The sequence below is a fragment of the Labrys miyagiensis genome (assembly GCF_030160835.1).
Lineage (GTDB): Bacteria > Pseudomonadota > Alphaproteobacteria > Rhizobiales > Labraceae > Labrys > Labrys miyagiensis.
Genome location: NZ_BSPC01000059.1, coordinates 34,772 through 52,131 on the forward strand (window position 1 = coordinate 34,772; position 17,360 = coordinate 52,131).

At 65.8% G+C, this 17,360-nt stretch carries 15 protein-coding genes; 7 read left to right on the plus strand and 8 right to left on the minus strand.

Annotation, left to right across the window (positions count from 1 at the left end; genetic code table 11):
* Positions 1-25 precede the first annotated feature (25 nt).
* The 4 genes from QQL24_RS26340 to QQL24_RS26355 form a co-directional block, all read right to left on the minus strand.
* Positions 26-1,345: a F390 synthetase-related protein gene (locus QQL24_RS26340; protein ID WP_284315272.1), complete on the minus strand. Its 1,320-nt coding sequence runs from the start codon at positions 1,343-1,345 to the stop codon at positions 26-28.
* Positions 1,345-2,127, minus strand: a complete 783-nt coding sequence (locus QQL24_RS26345) for an MBL fold metallo-hydrolase (protein ID WP_284315273.1) — start codon at positions 2,125-2,127, stop codon at positions 1,345-1,347. The genes QQL24_RS26340 and QQL24_RS26345 overlap by 1 nt, the downstream gene beginning before the upstream one ends.
* A gap of 108 nt (positions 2,128-2,235) precedes the next feature.
* Positions 2,236-3,198: an NAD-dependent epimerase/dehydratase family protein gene (locus QQL24_RS26350; protein ID WP_284315274.1), complete on the minus strand. Its 963-nt coding sequence runs from the start codon at positions 3,196-3,198 to the stop codon at positions 2,236-2,238.
* Positions 3,195-4,271, minus strand: a complete 1,077-nt coding sequence (locus QQL24_RS26355; protein WP_284315275.1) for a 3-oxoacyl-[acyl-carrier-protein] synthase III C-terminal domain-containing protein — start codon at positions 4,269-4,271, stop codon at positions 3,195-3,197. The genes QQL24_RS26350 and QQL24_RS26355 overlap by 4 nt, the downstream gene beginning before the upstream one ends.
* A 74-nt stretch (positions 4,272-4,345) precedes the next feature.
* Between QQL24_RS26355 and QQL24_RS26360 the strand changes: the two genes are divergently transcribed.
* On the plus strand, positions 4,346-4,969 hold the full coding sequence (locus QQL24_RS26360; protein WP_284315276.1) for a TetR/AcrR family transcriptional regulator: 624 nt from the start codon (positions 4,346-4,348) through the stop codon (positions 4,967-4,969).
* Between the two features lie 102 nt (positions 4,970-5,071).
* Positions 5,072-6,199, plus strand: a complete 1,128-nt coding sequence (locus tag QQL24_RS26365; RefSeq protein ID WP_284315277.1) for an ATP-grasp domain-containing protein — start codon at positions 5,072-5,074, stop codon at positions 6,197-6,199.
* 94 nt (positions 6,200-6,293) lie between these two features.
* Here QQL24_RS26365 and QQL24_RS26370 read toward each other — a convergent pair whose 3' ends face one another.
* On the minus strand, positions 6,294-7,373 hold the full coding sequence (locus QQL24_RS26370; protein WP_284315278.1) for an NAD(P)H-dependent flavin oxidoreductase: 1,080 nt from the start codon (positions 7,371-7,373) through the stop codon (positions 6,294-6,296).
* Between the two features lie 97 nt (positions 7,374-7,470).
* Here QQL24_RS26370 and QQL24_RS26375 point away from each other — a divergent pair, with 97 nt between their 5' ends.
* A complete protein-coding gene (locus tag QQL24_RS26375; protein ID WP_284315279.1) occupies positions 7,471-8,349 on the plus strand; it encodes a LysR family transcriptional regulator in 879 nt (292 codons plus the stop codon).
* A gap of 50 nt (positions 8,350-8,399) precedes the next feature.
* Here the strand turns inward: QQL24_RS26375 and fusA are convergent, their stop codons facing one another.
* The 3 genes from fusA to rph all read right to left on the minus strand — a co-directional run bounded on the left by fusA (position 8,400) and on the right by rph (position 12,145).
* Entirely contained in the window at positions 8,400-10,457 is a 2,058-nt protein-coding gene (gene fusA, locus QQL24_RS26380; RefSeq protein WP_284315280.1) for an elongation factor G, read from the minus strand.
* 366 nt (positions 10,458-10,823) lie between these two features.
* Positions 10,824-11,432: an RdgB/HAM1 family non-canonical purine NTP pyrophosphatase gene (gene rdgB / locus QQL24_RS26385; protein ID WP_284315281.1), complete on the minus strand. Its 609-nt coding sequence runs from the start codon at positions 11,430-11,432 to the stop codon at positions 10,824-10,826.
* The gene (rph, locus tag QQL24_RS26390; RefSeq protein ID WP_284315282.1) at positions 11,432-12,145 is read right to left on the minus strand and encodes a ribonuclease PH; all 714 of its coding nucleotides are present in this window, start codon (positions 12,143-12,145) and stop codon (positions 11,432-11,434) included. Before rph ends, rdgB begins: the two co-directional genes overlap by 1 nt.
* Positions 12,146-12,783: 638 nt before the next feature.
* Here rph and QQL24_RS26395 point away from each other — a divergent pair.
* The 4 genes from QQL24_RS26395 (at position 12,784) to sucD (ending at position 17,303) form a co-directional block, all read left to right on the plus strand.
* The gene (locus tag QQL24_RS26395; RefSeq protein ID WP_284315283.1) at positions 12,784-13,857 is read left to right on the plus strand and encodes a helix-turn-helix transcriptional regulator; all 1,074 of its coding nucleotides are present in this window, start codon (positions 12,784-12,786) and stop codon (positions 13,855-13,857) included.
* A gap of 372 nt (positions 13,858-14,229) precedes the next feature.
* Positions 14,230-15,192: a malate dehydrogenase gene (gene mdh / locus QQL24_RS26400; RefSeq protein WP_284315284.1), complete on the plus strand. Its 963-nt coding sequence runs from the start codon at positions 14,230-14,232 to the stop codon at positions 15,190-15,192.
* Positions 15,193-15,219: 27 nt separating this feature from the next.
* Complete coding sequence (gene sucC, locus QQL24_RS26405) at positions 15,220-16,419, plus strand: ADP-forming succinate--CoA ligase subunit beta (protein WP_284315285.1); 1,200 nt, start codon at positions 15,220-15,222, stop codon at positions 16,417-16,419.
* Entirely contained in the window at positions 16,419-17,303 is an 885-nt protein-coding gene (sucD, locus tag QQL24_RS26410; protein WP_284315286.1) for a succinate--CoA ligase subunit alpha, read from the plus strand. The genes sucC and sucD overlap by 1 nt, the downstream gene beginning before the upstream one ends.
* Positions 17,304-17,360 lie beyond the last annotated feature (57 nt).

Genomic DNA, 17,360 nt, shown 5'->3' on the forward strand with positions numbered 1-17,360 from the left:
GTCCGAAGCGGCGGCCCGCCGACGGTCACATCCATTCGCGCTGCATGGCCCCCGCCTGAGAGGCTGGCGCGCTCGGATTGATACGGCGAATGCGGCGTAGTTTGCCGGCAATGGGTTCGTGGATGCCCCGGGCCATCTGGATGGCGATGCCGTTTCCGCCGTGCTGCTCGAGCAGGCTCCGCAAGGCGGCGCCTACTCGTTCCTCGCTCTCCTCCGGTGCATCATAGGGCAGGCGCACGCGAAAGCGGCGGTGTCCGATCTGCTCGAAGCGGAAATCGTCGAGGCGCCGTTCGGCGTCGAGAATGGCGACGCGGATGGCTTCCGGCATCAAGGTGACGCCCTCCGCAACCTCGATGACATCGTCGCAGCGCCCCTCGATGCGGTCGATCGCCTGCAGCGGCGAGCCGCAGGCGCAGCGATAGGGCGACAGCACCAGGATGTCGTTGAGGCGGTAGCGGATCATGGCCTGGGCGCGCCGGCGCAGATCGGTAATGATCGGGATGAAGCGGTCGGGATGTCCCTCCACTGGCTCGCGTTCGATCAGCATGTCGTCCTCGTTGAGGTGGATCATGCCGTAGCGGCAGGTAATGCCGATGAAGCCCTCGGTTGCCTGGTAGATCGAGCGCGGCATGGCGCCATATCGGCTGGTCACCGGTATCGCGTCGAGAGGGTCGAGGACTTCGCCGCCCGCGAAGATATGAGCCGGCTTAATTTGAAAGTTCTGCTCAGCCACGGCGCGAAGAGCCTTGGGCGGCGCCACCAGCACGTCGGGCGCGAAGGCCTCCATGGCCTCGCGATGCGTGGCGATGCCGTGGCGCAAATCATAGAAGCCGAAGGCGAGCCGGCCGGATTGCTGGGTCGTCTCGTAGAGCGCATTGCCCGTGGCCATCATCACGGCGATGCGGTGCCGGGTGAAGGGAAAGTCGGGTAGCGTTCGGGCCAGAATCGAGCCAAGCCACTGATAACGCTCTGCTTCACTGATCAGAAACAGGCCCCGATTGCCCGAGGTGCCGGAGCTGGTGCCGATGGTGAGATCGCCGAGGCGGCCGGAATGATTGGCCTCGGCCAAGCTCTTCTCCGCGACGTCCCAGGCTTGCTCGGCCGTCACGCGGTGGGCATTGAGTTCGGAGAAATGGGCGAGGGTCTGAGCCTTGTCGATAACAGGCCAATAGGCGAAATGTTTGCCGGCATGGCGTTTGTAGAAGGGGATGTTGGCGCCGGCGTAATCGAGCAGGCTCGCCAGCAGCTTGTCCTGACGTCTTTTGACGTCCTGCTTCGTCCTGAGCTTGGCCAGGGTCCAGCGTTTGGCGGCGTAAGCCTTGAGGATGGCGAGGGCGGGAGACATCAGGCCGGCTCGGGGTCGTGGCAGAGGCGGATGGTCACGCCGCTGGCATGGGCGGCGCGGGTGACGGCAAGGCTGCGCAAGGCGGCTGGGCGGTCCGGCGTGATCAGCCGGGCAATCCAGGGCAGGCGCGGCTCCTTCACGATCGCCGCCATCGTCCAGGCCGCATCGACAGCGTAGAGGCAATTCTCATCCGCAAAATAGATGCCGATATGGCCTTCCATATGGCCGGGCAGGTCGACGGAGATCATCGAGCCGTCGCCGAAGATGTCGTGGCCGCTGCCGCCCCATGGCAGAGGCGCCTCCGGCGCGTGCTCGAGCGTGCGGCAGGCAAAGGCCGATTGCGCCGGCAGGAGGCCGCGGAAGAGGGCATGGCCGGAGTCACGCCAGGAGGGGCGGCGCGACCACAGCTCCAGCGTGGCGGCGGAAGCGTGCAGCGTGGCATTGCGGAAGCGGTCGAGCCCGCAGATATGGTCCGCGTGCAGATGGGTGAGGATGATGTGGCGGACGTCCTCCGGCCCGGCGCCGATGGCGGCGAGTTGAGCCCCGACAGCGCCTTCGGGCATCAGCTTCGGGCGCAGCAGGGAACGGTAGAACCACAGAGCCAGGGAATGCGAGCGATAGAGATCTTCGCTGTAGCCGGTATCCACGAGCACCAGGCCTTCCCTTGCATGCTCGACGAGGCCGTAGCGGATAGGCACATCCATGCGCTCCCAGCCGGCGGTGGGGTCCACCAGGCGGGCGGAGGCGCGAATACGGGCGCAAATGGGGAACCGGATCTTCATATCGTTCTAGCGCGTTTTACTTTCAGATCGAATCACCCGGAGCCGCAAAATGCATTTGGTACCAACTCGTTAATCTAGCAGTCCGCTTATGCCCGAATGCATTTTGCTCTAGGCAGCAGCGCGAATGGTTCGCTCCAACGCTTCATCGAGACCTATGGGAGGCCGCCAATCAAGCTTTTGCCTCATCTGGCGTAAATTAAGCGTGAGCGAATAGCTCAACAGGCCGAGTCCGTAAACCGTCACGGGCGGTTCGCGCCCCTTGGGATCGAGCCGGCAGAGCGTTTCGAGGAGATGCGCTCCCGCGAAGGCGAGGGGCGCGGGCAGGCTGCGCCAGCGCACCGGCACACCGAGGCCGCCGAGCAGCCGCTCCACCATATCGCGCAGGACGACAGGTTCGCCCTGCGAGACATTGTAGGTGCCCGCGAGTTCGGCGGGCGCTTCGGCCATGGCGAGCAGCGCGTGCGAATGTGTGTCCACGAAGGTGAGATCGGTCATGGCCCGGCCTCCCCGCAGCAGCGGCAGCGGGCCCCGGCGCGCGGCGGCGAGGAAGCGGGGCAGGAGTTGCGTATCGCCAGGGCCGAAAATGGCGCGGGGGCGGGCAATGAAGACAGTGCCGCTGAAGCGCCACGCCTCGTCCTCCGAAGCGCGCTTGGTGGCGGCATAGGCGTTGACGGGGGGCGGCAGCGTGGCGTCCTCGCGGAGATCGAGGTGGTCCTCGAAGGCGAAGTAGACGCTGCTGGAGGAGACATGCACGAGACGGCCTATCCCGGCCGCCTCTGCGGCGCGCACGACATGGCGCGTGCCGGCGACATTGACACGTTCGAAATCGCTGGTCCGGCCCCATGGCGCAGAGAGGGCCGCCAGGTGGATCACGGCATCGCAGCCAGCGAAGGTTGCCCGCAGAGCCGCCTCGTCGCCGAGATCGGCCTGAAGGAAGCGGGCCTGGCCCTGGAAATCGCCGGGGCCGGTGATGCCGCGCGCCGTGGCGACCACCTCATGGCCTCGTTCCGCGGCAAGGCGGACCAAATTGCGCCCGGCAAAGCCGGTGGCGCCGGTGATGGCGATCTTCATGGCATTTCGAGGCAGAGGCCGCCGACGGAAAAGCCCGCCGAGGTGCCGAGCACCAGCACGCGGCTGCCTCTGCCGATGCGGCCGCCGGCGAAGGCATGGTGCAGGGCCGTGGGGATGGAGGCGGCGATCTGGTTGCCGTGAGCAGCCAGAATGTCGACGATCTTGCCCCTGGGAATACCGAGCCGGCCGCTGAGATGGTCGATGGCGCCCCGGCTCGCCTGGTGGGGCACCACGAGGTCGACATCGGCGAGCCGCCAGCCGGCCTTGGCGAGCAGCCTATCGAGGAAGGGCGCCACTACCCGCGCGGCCAGGCGATAGGCCGCCTTGCCGTCCATGCGGAAGAAGGCGCTGTCGATGAAGGATCTGGTGTCGCGGTGGAGGTCATAGCGCGTGCCGCCGGCCGGCACCTCGCAATCGTGATAGCCCTCGCTCCAGCTTTCCATCAGCGAGGCGACGAGGCCGCCCTGCCGCCCCTCGGTGGGGCCGATCACCGCGGCGGCGGCGCCATCGCCAAACATGGCAGCCGTGTCCGGGTCCTGGCGCCAGGGCAGGCCGCGCGAGGCAATTTCGCTGGAGACGATCAGGATGCGGCTGCAACGTCCGGCTTCGATCATCTGGGCGGCGAGGTCGAAGGCGGTGACGAAGCTCAGGCAGCTCGCATTGACGTCGAAGCAGGGAATGCCGGATTTGCCGAGCCCCAGCCGCGCCTGCACCAGCGGCGCCATGGCCGGGATCAACTGCTCGGGGATCGAGGAGGCGGACAGGATCATGTCGAGCCCGCCAGCGGGGAGCCCGGCTGCAGCAAGGGCGCCACGCGCCGCCTCGGCCGCCATGAAGCTGGAGGATTCGGCATCGGCGACCGGCCGCTCGGCGATTCCCGTGCGTTTTTCGGTGCGGCCGACGGTCCGGCCGAGCATGCGGTCGATATCGGCGCTGCTGCGCCGGGTGGCAGGCATGTAGACGCCGGTGCCGGCGATGCGGATACGCGCCTGGAGCCGTCTTGCGGGCGAGATGTCGGGAGCGGCCTCCGTCACGCCTCTGGCTTCCATCCGCATGGGGTCGTCGAGCGTCATGTCGCCAACATTGAACAGTGTTCATTTTTTTGATATCACCAAAATGAACGCTGTTCAAGCTGTGGGAGGGGCGCATGAGTACCGGTACGGTGCGGCAGAGCCGGGCACAGGCGCGCCAGGACGCGACCCGTCAGCGCATTCTCGATGCGGCGCGCGACATCATCCAGCAGCAGGGCTTCCGCGGCCTGTCGATCCGTACCATCGCCTCGGCGGTCAACTGCTCCGTCGGCACCATCTACAACCACTTCTGCGACTTCGACGACATCGTGCTGCATCTCAACGCCGAGACCATCGCCCGCCTCGATGCGGTGCTGGAGGAGGCGGTGTTCGGGCAGCCGGATTGGCGGCCTTCGGCCCTCGTCGATGTCTATTTCGATTTCCTCGAACTGAACAATGCCGCCTGGCGCGCGCTGTTCGAGCATCATCTGCCGCGCGATTATCGCGTGCCGGACTGGTATCGCGAGGGCGTCGATACGCTGGTCGGCCATGTCGTGGCCGCCTTCGCGCCGCTGCTGCCCCATCTCAGCCGGGAGGACTGTGCCGAACTGATCGTCGGCCTGTGGGCCGGTCTCCATGGCCTGGCTTCGCTCGACCAGGAGGATAAGCTCTCAACCGTCTCGGTCGGCAGTTCGGCCCGGAAGGTCGGCCAGATGCTGGTACGGACCGCTCTGCGCGGGGCCGGCGCCAGCCGCGCCTAAGGCAAAATGCATTCAAGCAAGGCGGCCTTGCGGACTGCGCAACGGGTACCAAAGCATTTTGCGATTCTTGGTGATTCATATTCAAGGTGGGACGCCTGAGCCATGCGCCTTCTCGTCACCGGTGCCCGCGCCCCCGTCGCCGTCGAGATCGCCAGGCTGCTGCTGGCTGCCGGACATCAGGTGCACACAGCCGATTCCGGTCCCTTTGACCTCGCCGGCGGCGTGAGAGGCGTGCGGCGGCACCGCCTGCCGCCGCCCCGGCAGCAGCCGGCCGCCTTCGCTCGCGCCGTTGCCGAACTCGTGGCACGCGAGGGCATCGAGCGGGTCATTCCGACCTGCGAGGAGGTGTTCTATCTCGCGGCAGCCCGGGAGCAGGGCCACGCCCTCCCGCTCTTTGCGCCCGGCTTCGAGACCTTGCGACGATTGCACGACAAGCACGCCTTCATTACCCTCGCCGCCGGCCTTGGGCTGCCGGTGCCGCACACGCAGCTTCTCGAAAGCCGGGAACAGGCCATGGCCCTCGCTCCCCTTGCCAGGGATCTCGTGTTCAAGCCGGCCTTCTCGCGCTTCGGCACGGAGACCCTGGTGGGCGAACGTCCGGACCGCGTAAGCCCGACGCCACAGCGACCTTGGGTGGCGCAGGAGCGCCTGCAGGGTGAGGAGTTCTGCCTCTATGCCGTGGCCAGCGCCGGACGCCTGGACGCCTTCTGCGCCTATCGCCCGCTCTATCGTCTCGGCAGGGCTTCGAGCTTCTACTTCGAGCCCGTCGCGGCGCCGGATGGGGAGGCGCTGGTCCGGCGCGTGACGGGGGCCCTGGCCTATACCGGCCAGATCGCCTTCGATGCGATACGCACGCCCGATGGCCGCCTGCTGCCGATCGAGTGCAACCCGCGCGCCACTAGTGGCGTGCATCTGCTGGCGGGGACGCCGGGTTTCGCCGCCTGCCTGACGGGCGAGGCGCAAGCCGGGGCGCTGGCCGCGCCGGACGGGCCGGCCATGCTGGGCCTCGCCATGGTGCTGATCGCCTTGCCGCGCCAGCGCTTCGGACGCATCGGCGCCTGGCGGCGGGATCATGCCAGGGCGCGGGACGTGCTGGCGGGATTCAAGGGCCGGACACTCGGGACGCTGGCACAGCAGGTTCTTGAAAGCGCGCGTCGGCGTGTCCCGCTTCGGGCCATCGCCACCCATGACATCGAGTGGGGTGGCGAGCCGATCGATATGAGGGGATAGCACCCTGGGACCGCCGGCTTTCCAGCCGGCATCTTGGAAACACAGAGTTCGCCGGAGAAGAAGAGCCGGCTGGAAAGCCGGCGGTCCCAGGGTGCTACGCCGCCAGCCCGGCAAACCGCTTCAGTGCCTCCTCGGCCAGCACCCGCGTGAGTTTCCCTGCCGAAGGCGCGTCACGGCAGAGCTTCGCCGCCTGACCGGCCCACAGCGACATGAAATCGCCCGAGCCCTCCTTCTCTGTCTTGGCGCGTAGGGGCATCAGTGCCCCGCCGGCCAGCGGGAAGGCCGGGGCGAGATCGGAGATCGGGCCGACCTCGCGCATCAGGCGGTTGACGATGCCGCGGGCCGGGCGGCCGGTGAAGAGATTGGTCAACGCCGTCCTGTCGGCCTGCTCACCATGCAGGGCGGCGCGATGGGGCGCCGGCAGGCGGGCTTGCGGCGTGAAGAGATAGGCGGTGCCGATCTGCACCGCAGCGGCGCCCAGTGCGAAGGCCGCCACGATGCCTCGGGCGTCCGAGATGCCGCCCGAGGCAATCACGGGCACCTTCACGGCATCCACGATCTGGGGCACCAGGGCGAAGGTGCCGACCTGCGTGGACAGATCGTCGTCGAGGAAAATGCCGCGATGGCCGCCTGCCTCGAAGCCCTGGGCGATGACGGCATCGCAGCCATGGTCCTCCAGCCAGCGCGCCTCCTCCACCGTGGTGGCGGAGGAGAGGATCTTCGCGCCCGTCGCCCTGACGCGGTCGAGCAGGCTGCGCTCCGGCAGGCCGAAATGGAAGCTGACGACCTCCGGCCTGTAGTCCTCGACGAGGCCGCAGAGCGTATCGTCGAAGGGCGCGCGGTTCGAGACCGGGACAGGACCATTCGGATCGAGGCCGGCTTCGAGATAGTAAGACTCCAGCCGCTTGCGCCAGCCGGTTTCACGCGGGGCATCCGGCACCGGCGGCGTGTGGCAGAAGAAATTGACATTGATCGGTTTTGCCGTGCGCTGGCGGATGATGCCGAGTTCGCTGCGCACCTGGTCCACCGTGATCGTGGCGCAGGGCAGGGAACCGAGCCCGCCGGCCTCGGCCACCTCGATCACCATGTCCGACCATACGGGCCCCGCCATGGGCGCCTGTATGATGGGGAGCTCGATGCCCAGGAGATCCTGGATTCGCCGATCAGGCCACATGCTGCATCTCCTCCTGCCCTGCTGGCTGCCGAGAAAGGATCTATCATTTCGATATTAAGAATTGTATTGAATTATCATTCTTATTTTGAGAATGACGATGGACCTCGCCTCCCTCGATATCTTCCGGGCCGTCGCGGCCGCTCACAGCGTCACACGGGCCGCCGGCGTACTGGGGCGGGCGCCCTCCAATGTGACGACCCGCATCCAGCAGCTCGAGCACGATCTCGGCGTGCGCCTGTTCAGCCGCGAAGGCAAGCGCATGGACCTGACGCATGAAGGCGCGACCTTCCTCGGCTATGCCAACCGCCTGGCCGCTCTCGCTTTGGAAGCGCGGGAGGCGCTGAAGCCTTCGGCGCCGGCAGGCCTGTTCCGGGTGGGCAGCATGGAGAGTACGGCAGCGAGCCGCTTGCCGAGCGTGCTGTCGCGTTTCCATGGGCGCTGGCCGGCGGTCTCCTTGCAGCTCAGCACCGGCGCGACCCGGCCGCTCGTGAAGGGCGTGCTGGCCCATGACCTCGACTGCGCGCTGATCGGCCAGCCTTCGGGACCCGTCGATGGCGCCGTCATCGACACCGGCTATGATCCCGACGCGCTCGACGGCGAAACCATCTTCCGCGAGGAATTGCTGATCGTGCTGCCATCAGGCCATCCACCCGTGGAAAGCGCGGCCGATCTCAAGGTGAAGAAGCTCGCCGCTCTCGAGGCTGGCTGCACCTACCGCCGCATGGCGGAGCTTTGGCTGCGTCATGCGCCTTCCGCTTTGCCAGTCCAGCAGGTCGGCTCCTACCACGCCATGCTGGCGAGCGTGGCGGCGGGCAATGCCATCGGCGTCATGCCGCGCTCGGTGCTCGACCTGCTGCCCGGCGGCAGGAACGTCGGCCACCACAGCCTCGGCCTGATCGACACGCTGCTCATCCGGCGGCGCGGCGAGCCGTCGCCTGCTTTCAGGGCCTTCCGGGATCTGTTGGCGAGCCCGTGATCGGCGGGTGCGCAAACGCCGGGCAGGCTTCCCCGCCCGGCGTCGAGTCTTCAGCCGGCTGCCTCGATGATCTTCTCCGCCAACGCCTTGGGCACGGTGGCGTAGCGATCGAGGCGCATGGTGAAGCCGGCGCGGCCCTGGGACAGCGAGCGAAGCCGGTTCACATAGTTGAACAGGTTCGCCAGCGGCACATGGGCCACGATCTCATGCAGGCCACGGGCTTCGGCCGACCCGACGATCGTGCCGCGCCGGGACTGGAGGTCGCCGATGATGGCGCCGATCGCTTCGGCCGGCGTCGCGATCTCCACCCGCATCACCGGTTCGAGCAGAACCGGTGCGGCCTGCGGAAAGGCGAGCCGGAAGGCTTCTCGGGTGGCGATCTCGAAGGCCAGCGCGGACGAATCCTTCTCATGCACCGCGCCGTCGAGCAACTCCGCCTTGAGGCCGACAAGCGGGTAGCCGGCAAGGCCACCTTCCTGCAGGCAACTCCTGAGCGCCTTCTCGATCGCCGGCAGATAAGCCTTCGGCACGGCGCCGCCGACCACGCGGTTCTCGAAGACGAGGCCGTGCTGGTCCGAGGGCACCGGCTCGAAGGCCAGGCGCAGGCGGGCGAACTGGCCCGAGCCGCCATTCTGCTTGCGCAGCATATGGTCGATCTCGGTCCGCGCCGTGATGGCCTCGCGATAGGCGACGCTGGGCGGCCCCAGACGCGCCGGGATGCCGGCCTCGTCCATCAGGCTTTCGAGCGCGATGGCAAGGTGCAGTTCGCCCATGCCGCGTAGCAGCGTCTCGCCGGTCTCGGCATCGACCGAAACCCGCAGCGACGGGTCCTCGCGCGCCATCAAGGCGAGCGCCTCGCCGAGCTTTTCGCGATCGGCCGCCACGAGCGGCTCGATCACCGCTTCGATCACCGGTTCCGGCGTCTGGAAGCCGGCGAGCAGCACAGGTCTCGCCGGATCGCACAGGGTTTCCCCGGAGCGCGCCGCCTTGAGGCCTGTTACCGCGACGATGTCGCCCGCCATGGCCTCCTCGATCTCGGTCTCCTCCGCCGCATGCATGCGCAGGATGCGGCCGACCCGCTCGCTCTGCCCCGTCGAGGCGTTGAGCAGGGTCTGGCCGCGCCGCAGCCGCCCGGCATAGAGGCGGATGAAGGCGAGCGTGCCGAAGCGGCTCGCCTGGATCTTGGAGACCAGAGCGACCACGCGCGCCTGCTCGTCGGGAGCAAGCGGGATGGCCTTGCCAGTCGCAAGATCCCGCCCTTCGACCTCGGCACGATCGGCCGGCGAGGGACAATAGTCCACCACCGCGTCCAGCAAGGGCTGGATGCCGATATTGCGCGCGGCCGAACCGCAGAGCACCGCCGTGATCCGGCCGGCGAGCGTCGCCTTGCGGATCAACTCCTTGAGGATCCCAGCGTCGATGTCATCGTCCTTCTCCAGATAGAGGGCCATCGCCTCGTCGTCAGCCTCGGCCAGGCGCTCGACGAGCGCACGGCGGCGGCCGATGGCGAGGGCGACCAACTGTTCGGGCAGGGCGACGGCGCGCGGATGCGTCTCGCCCTTGTCCCAGGTCCAGGCCGTGAGGCCGACAAGATCCACCACGCCCCGGAAGTCGCCTTCCGAGCCGATCGGCATCTGCACTGCCAGTGGGGTCGCGGGCAGGCGCTCGCCGATCTCGGCCACGACGCGATCGAAATTGGCGCCGGGCTGGTCCATCTTGTTGACGAAGGCGATGCGTGGCACGCCGAGCCTGTCGGCCTGCCGCCACACCGCTTCCGACTGTGGCTGCACGCCTGCGACGGCCGAGAACAGGGCCACCGCACCGTCCAGTACGCGCAGCGACTGCTCGACCTCGATGGTGAAGTCGGCATGGCCGGGCGTGTCGAGGATGGTGATCTGGTGGCCGTTCCAGCCGCAGGAGGTCGCCGCCGAGGAGATGGTGATGCCGTGCTTCTTTTCGAGCGCACGCCAGTCCAGCTCGGCGGTGCCGTCATGCACTTCGCCGATCCTGTGCAGCCTGCCGGTATCGAACAGGATGCGTTCGGTAAGGGTGGTCTTGCCGGCATCGATATGGGCCATGATGCCGATATTGCGGATATGAGTTCTCATCGCTTTGCCCCGAAAGGACGCGCGGCCGCAAGCCGCTGCGCCGGGCCGAAGACAAAAGCCGCATGATGGCGCACGCATGGATTGCGTGGCGTTCAGCAGGCTTCATTTTCTGGGATCATGCCAGGGCGGTATCCGCGATACCGAGGGCTGGCGAGGGAGGCGCGACGATCTGACGGGAGCTCAGCACGCCTCCCGAACGCTGCTATCTTCCGTCATGGGTAACCTCCTGCAGGCCTCTTGGCCGAAGGGGTAGATCGTATAAGCGAGGGCTCTTGTCAATGCCGGGAGCGCGGACATCTTGTCCGCTCTAGGAAAAGTTACGTTCGACGACAAAAGGAAGAGCGGACAAGATGTCCGCGCTCCCGGTTATTTCAGGCAGGCCGCCGCCAGCTGCTGGAACGACCTGGCCCGGTGCGAGATCTTGTTCTTCTCGGCTTCCGGCATTTCGGCGAAGGTCTGGTCCGAGCCGTCGGGCTGGAACATCGGGTCGTAGCCATGGCCGTGGGCGCCCCGGGTCGGCCAGACCAGCGTGCCCTCGGCGCGGCCCTCGAAGGTCTCGCTGTGGCCGTCGGGCCAGACCAAGGTGAGCACGGAGACGAAAGTGCCGCGGCGCTGCGCCGGCGCGGCGGCGCCGACGGCGAGGAGCTCGTCCTGCGCCTTCTGCATGGCGACGTCCCAGCTGCGGGCCGGGCCGGCCCAGTCCGCCGTGTAGACGCCTGGAGCGCCGCGCAGGGCCTCGATGCAGAGGCCCGAATCGTCGGCCAGCGCCGGCAGGCCGGTGGCTTCCAGCGCGGCGAGCGCCTTGATGCGGGCGTTCTCCACGAAGGTCGTGCCGGTCTCCTCCGGCACCGGCAGGCCGAGCTGGCCGACCGAGACGACATCCACGCCAAACGGCGACATCAGGGCCTGGAATTCGGCGAGCTTGCCATTGTTGTGCGTGGCCAGCACCAGCCTGCCCGATAGGCGGCGGCCCATCAGGCGACGGCCTTCTTCTGGAGGTCGACCAGTTCGCCGATGCCCTTGCGCGCCAGCGCCAGCATTTCGAGGAACTGCGCCTCGCTGAAGGGTGCGCCCTCGGCCGTGCCCTGGATCTCGACCAGGCCGCCGGCGCCTGTCATCACGAAATTGGCGTCCGTCATCGCTTCCGAATCCTCGACATAATCGAGGTCGAGCACCGCCACCCCCTTGGAAATGCCGCAGGAGATGGCCGCGACATGGTCCTTGATCGGGCTGACGGTGAGCATCTTGCGTTCCATCATCCAGCGTACGCATTCCTGCAGGGCGATGAAGCCGCCGGTGATCGAGGCGGTGCGGGTGCCGCCATCGGCCTGCAGCACGTCGCAATCGATGGTGATCTGCTTTTCGCCCAGGCGCACCAGGTCGACGACGGCGCGCAGGGAGCGGCCGACCAGGCGCTGGATCTCCTGGGTGCGGCCCGAGGGCTTGCCGGAGGTCGATTCGCGCCGGGTGCGCTCATGCGTGGCGCGCGGCAGCATGGCATATTCGGCCGTGACCCAGCCCTTGCCGGTGCCACGCAGCCAGGCCGGCGGCTTTTCTTCCAGGCTCGCCGTGCACAGCACATGGGTTTCGCCGAACTTGATCAGGCAGGAGCCTTCGGCATAGCGGGCGACATTGCGCTCGATCGAAACGGGGCGCAGCTCATCGGGCGCACGGCGGGAAGGACGCATCACAATCTCCAAGAAATCCGGGCGCCTTGTAGCCCGCCGGGGATTGTCTGTCACGGCCGATTGCCGGGTGCCGTTGAATGAACCTTGCACTACGGATGTGAGACAACCTCCTCCCACTCGGGGAGGGAAATCGGCAAGAACTATCGCTGAGAAAGCATGACGCGTTGGAAGACCTTATACGGGATGTTCATCGCAGCCCTGTAGCCAGCGTGAAGAGCCCCAGAGGAGACAGGCTTTTTTTGGTGGCATCCTGCTTACGCAAAGCCAGATTTTACTATCGGATCGCGGCCCCACGACGAGGCGGAGGGGGTGAATGTCAGGGGAATTTTTGACCGACTTGGAGCAATGCGAATGCCGGACGTTATTCTTTCGATTTGATGCCGTTGCGTAATTTGCTATCGTTGGCAGCATAGGGGCGTATATTGCGCATTCAGATTGCAGGGATAAAGGAACGGTCGAGTAGCGTCGACGGCGTGATGCGCATCAACAACGAATTGCGGGAGCGTGACATTAACGTGACATGGCATACCGCAAGGGAGCATTTTATTCCGTCTTGCGAAACAACGTGTGTAGAGAATCTCAGCTGAGGAAGGCGCATAGCCGCGTCAGTCCCCTGCTGTATCGTCTGGAAAGTCGCGATGCACGAAAGCTTCGAACCGAACAGATCGATCCGGGCGGAAGGGCCCTGGGACAGTCAATTGTGGCGGTGGCAGCCTTCCAAGGGGCGCTGGTCGCCCGAACGCCATGGCCTGCCGCGCACAACCGTATTCCTTTCCCTCGATACGGCCCACGAACGCCCGAAGAACCGCTACGAATTCTGGCGGCATATCGCGCTTTACGATATCGACGGCCATCCCCGCCGCTACGATTCGCCCGAAGGCTTCCAGGCTGCCGCATCCGGACTGGTTGGGCCAACCGCCAGCCTGTTTTCCTACCAGAGTGACGCCCTGTCGGGCGAACGGACGCAAGCCGGGCGGCGCAGCGACGGCTGGGACGACGCATCGCTCGGCCTGCTCATCGATGGCGAGCGCCAGCATGCAGAGGGGGACTATCGCACCATCACCGGCCCCGGCCAGTTCTTTGCCTATGACGCCGGCCGCGACAGCCTGGTGCGCTGCTCCAGGAGCCGCGGGGTGGTGATCGCCATGCGCCGGCGTGTGCTCGAGGCGGCGCTGGGCGCCCCAGTGCCGCCTTCCGCCATTCTGGCTGAGATCGTGGGCAAGTCGGCGCTGGCGCCCTTCCTGGCGTCGCAGATGCGCCTGCTCGGCGAACTGGCCGGCACGCTCTGCGAGGCCGACAGAGCCATCATGCTGCAGAACACCGTCGATCTCGTCACCATGGCCCTGCGCAGGGCCGACAAGAAAGAAGTGCTCGACGAGGAGAACGGGCCGCGGGGCCTTCTGCTGGCGGCGCTCAACGTCATCCAGGCGAGCCTCTCCAACGCCCTGCTCGGTCCGGAGATGCTCGCCACCGCGCTCGGCTGCTCGCGTGCCAAGCTCTACCGGGCCTTTGCCGAATATGGCCTGACCATCTCGGCGGTCATCCGCGAAACGCGCCTCAAGCAGGCGCGGGTCATGATCGAGAGCCTGCTGCCAGAAATCTCGATCGCCGAAATAGGCATGCGCTGCGGCTTCCTCGACCCTGCCAATTTCAGCCGCAATTTCCGGCTCTATTTTGGGGTGAGTCCCACGGAACTTCGGCGGCGGGGTTGAACTGCCATTCGGTTTGCAACCGACGAGGATGTCTGCCTTTTCTTTGTTGCAATACTTTCATCCATAATGGCCCATGGATGGCAAAGTTGGAACAGGGATTTCAGCATTCAAATCTTCAAAACCCTGTTACATGTTACAAAATATGAAATTTGTAACGACCAATATTGATCCTTTTCGTGCAGTTTTTATCTCTCGTAAATTAGAGGTAAAATATTGATATTAAAAGATTTAATTACGATTACAGCCGCAGGCGGATTAGGTGCCTTCGGGCGATTCTGCACTTGTTCTCTGAAGCTTGAACCGGGCTCCCAAAGGGGCTATCGGAGGTGGGGACGACTTCACCTTCGGCTGATATCTCAGGGACATTACGTTATGGCACGTAGCAAGATCGCTCTTATCGGGGCGGGACAGATCGGTGGCACGCTTGCACTTCTCGCCGGTCTGAAGGAACTGGGCGACATCGTGCTTTTCGACGTGATGGAAGGCGTACCTCAGGGCAAGGCACTCGACATCGCCGAAGCCTCCCCGGTCGATGGTTTCGATGCCAAGTTCGCCGGCACCCAGAGCTATGAGGGCATCAAGGGCGCCGACGTCGTCATCGTCACCGCCGGCGTGCCGCGCAAGCCCGGCATGAGCCGCGACGATCTCCTCTCCATCAATCTCAAGGTCATGGAGCAGGTGGGCGCGGGCATCGCTAAATATGCCAAGGACGCCTTCGTCATCTGCATCACCAACCCGCTCGACGCCATGGTCTGGGCGCTGCAGAAGTCCTGCGGCCTGCCCGCCCATAAGGTCGTTGGCATGGCCGGCGTGCTCGACTCCTCGCGCTTCCGCCATTTCCTCGCCGACGAGTTCAACGTCTCGGTGGAGGACGTCACGGCCTTCGTGCTCGGCGGCCATGGCGACACCATGGTGCCGTCGGTGCGCTACTCCACCGTCGCCGGCATCCCGCTGCCAGACCTGATCAAGATGGGCTGGATCACCGAGGCCCGCCTCGCCGAGATCGTGCAGCGCACCCGCGACGGCGGCGCCGAGATCGTCAACCTCCTGAAGACCGGCTCTGCGTTCTATGCGCCAGCCGCCTCCGCCATCGTGATGGCCGAGAGCTATCTGAAGGACAAGAAGCGCGTGCTGCCCTGCGCCGCCCAGCTCAACGGACAGTATGGCGTCAAGGATCTCTATGTCGGCGTGCCCGTGGTGCTCGGCGCCGGTGGTGTCGAACGCATCGTCGAGATCCAGCTCGACAAGGAAGAGCGCGCCGGATTCGAGAAGTCGGTCAACGCGGTGAAGTCGCTGGTCGACGCCTGCAAGACCATCGCCCCTTCGCTCGCCTGATCCTGCCCGCCACCGGAGCCCAATGCCATGAACATCCACGAATACCAGGCCAAGGCCGTGCTGAAGGAATTCGGCCTGCCTGTGTCGCGCGGCGGCGCGGCGCTCACGGTCGAGGAAGCCGTCCGCGCCGCCCAGGACCTGCCCGGCCCGCTTTATGTGGTGAAGTCGCAGATCCATGCCGGCGGCCGTGGCAAGGGCAAGTTCAAGGAACTGCCTCCCGAAGCCAAGGGTGGCGTGCGCCTCGCCAAGTCGATCGACGAGGTCAAGGCCAATGCCGCCGAGATGCTCGGTAACACGCTGGTGACGGTGCAGACCGGTCCGGCCGGCAAGCAGGTCAACCGCCTCTATATCGAGGACGGCTCTGACATCGAGAGGGAATTCTATCTGTCCATGCTTGTCGACCGCGAGACCAGCCGCGTCGCTTTCGTGGTCTCCACCGAGGGCGGCATGGATATCGAGAAGGTGGCCCATGACAGCCCCGAGAAGATCATCACCTTCTCGGTCGACCCTGCGACCGGCGTGATGCCCCATCACGGCCTGGCGGTGGCCAAGGCGCTCGGCCTTTCCGGCGATCTCGCCAAGCAGGCGGTTGGCCTCACCACCAAGCTCTATGCCGCCTTCGTCGCCAAGGACATGGCGATGCTGGAGATCAACCCGCTGATCGTCACCCAGGACAACCAGCTCAAATGCCTGGACGCCAAGATCAGCTTTGACTCCAACGCCCTCTATCGCCATCCCGATATCGTGGCCCTGCGCGACGAGACCGAGGAGGATCCCAAGGAGATCGAGGCCTCGCGCTACGACCTCTCCTATATCGCTCTCGACGGCTCGATCGGCTGCATGGTCAACGGCGCCGGCCTTGCCATGGCGACGCTCGACATCATCAAGCTCTATGGCGAGGAGCCGGCGAATTTCCTCGATGTCGGCGGCGGCGCCAGCAAGGAGAAGGTGACGGCGGCGTTCAAGATCATCACCGCCGACCCGCAGGTGAAGGGCATCCTGGTCAACATCTTTGGCGGCATCATGCGCTGCGACGTCATCGCCGAGGGCGTGATCGCAGCGGTGCAGGAAGTCGGCCTCACCATCCCGCTGGTGGTGCGGCTCGAAGGCACCAATGTCGAGCTCGGCAAGCAGATCATCCGCGAATCCGGCCTGAACGTCATCGCCGCTGATGATCTCGACGATGCCGCCCAGAAGATTGTCAAAGCCGTCCGGGAAACCAAGTAATGTCCATCCTGATCAACAAGAACACCCGCGTCATCTGCCAGGGCTTCACCGGCAAAAACGGCACCTTCCATTCCGAGCAGGCCATCAAATATGGCACGCAGATGGTCGGCGGCACCTCGCCCGGCAAGGGCGGTTCGCAGCATCTGGGCCTGCCGGTGTTCGACACGGTCGCCGAGGCACGCCATGCCACGGGCGCCGACGCTTCCGTGATCTACGTGCCGCCGCCGGGCGCGGCGGACGCGATCTGCGAGGCCATCGATGCCGAGATCCCGCTGATCGTCTGCATCACCGAAGGCATCCCGGTCGCCGACATGATCAAGGTCAAGCGGTCGCTGTCGGGCTCCAAGTCGCGCCTGATCGGGCCGAACTGCCCGGGCGTGATGACCTCGGACGAATGCAAGATCGGCATCATGCCCGGCAACATCTTCCGCAAGGGGTCGGTGGGCATTGTATCCCGCTCGGGAACGCTTACCTATGAAGCAGTGTTCCAGACCTCGAATGAGGGCCTTGGCCAGACCACGGCCGTGGGCATCGGCGGCGACCCCGTCAAGGGCACCGAATTCATTGACATGCTTGAGCTTTTTCTCGGTGACCCCGACACCCATTCGATCGTCATGATCGGTGAGATCGGCGGCTCGGCCGAGGAAGACGCGGCGCAGTTCCTGATCGACGAGGCCAAGCGCGGCCGCAAGAAGCCGACGGTCGGTTTCGTAGCTGGACGCACCGCGCCTCCCGGACGACGCATGGGCCATGCCGGCGCCATCATCTCGGGCGGCAAGGGTGATGCCGGCTCGAAGATCGCGGCTCTGGAAGCGGCCGGCGTGCGGGTTTCGCCGTCGCCGGCGCGCCTGGGCACGACGTTGAGTGAACTTTTGAAGGGCTGAGAACGTGCCGACGGAGGGGCGATTACCAATCGCCCTTCTTGAAGCGACGAGTATGCC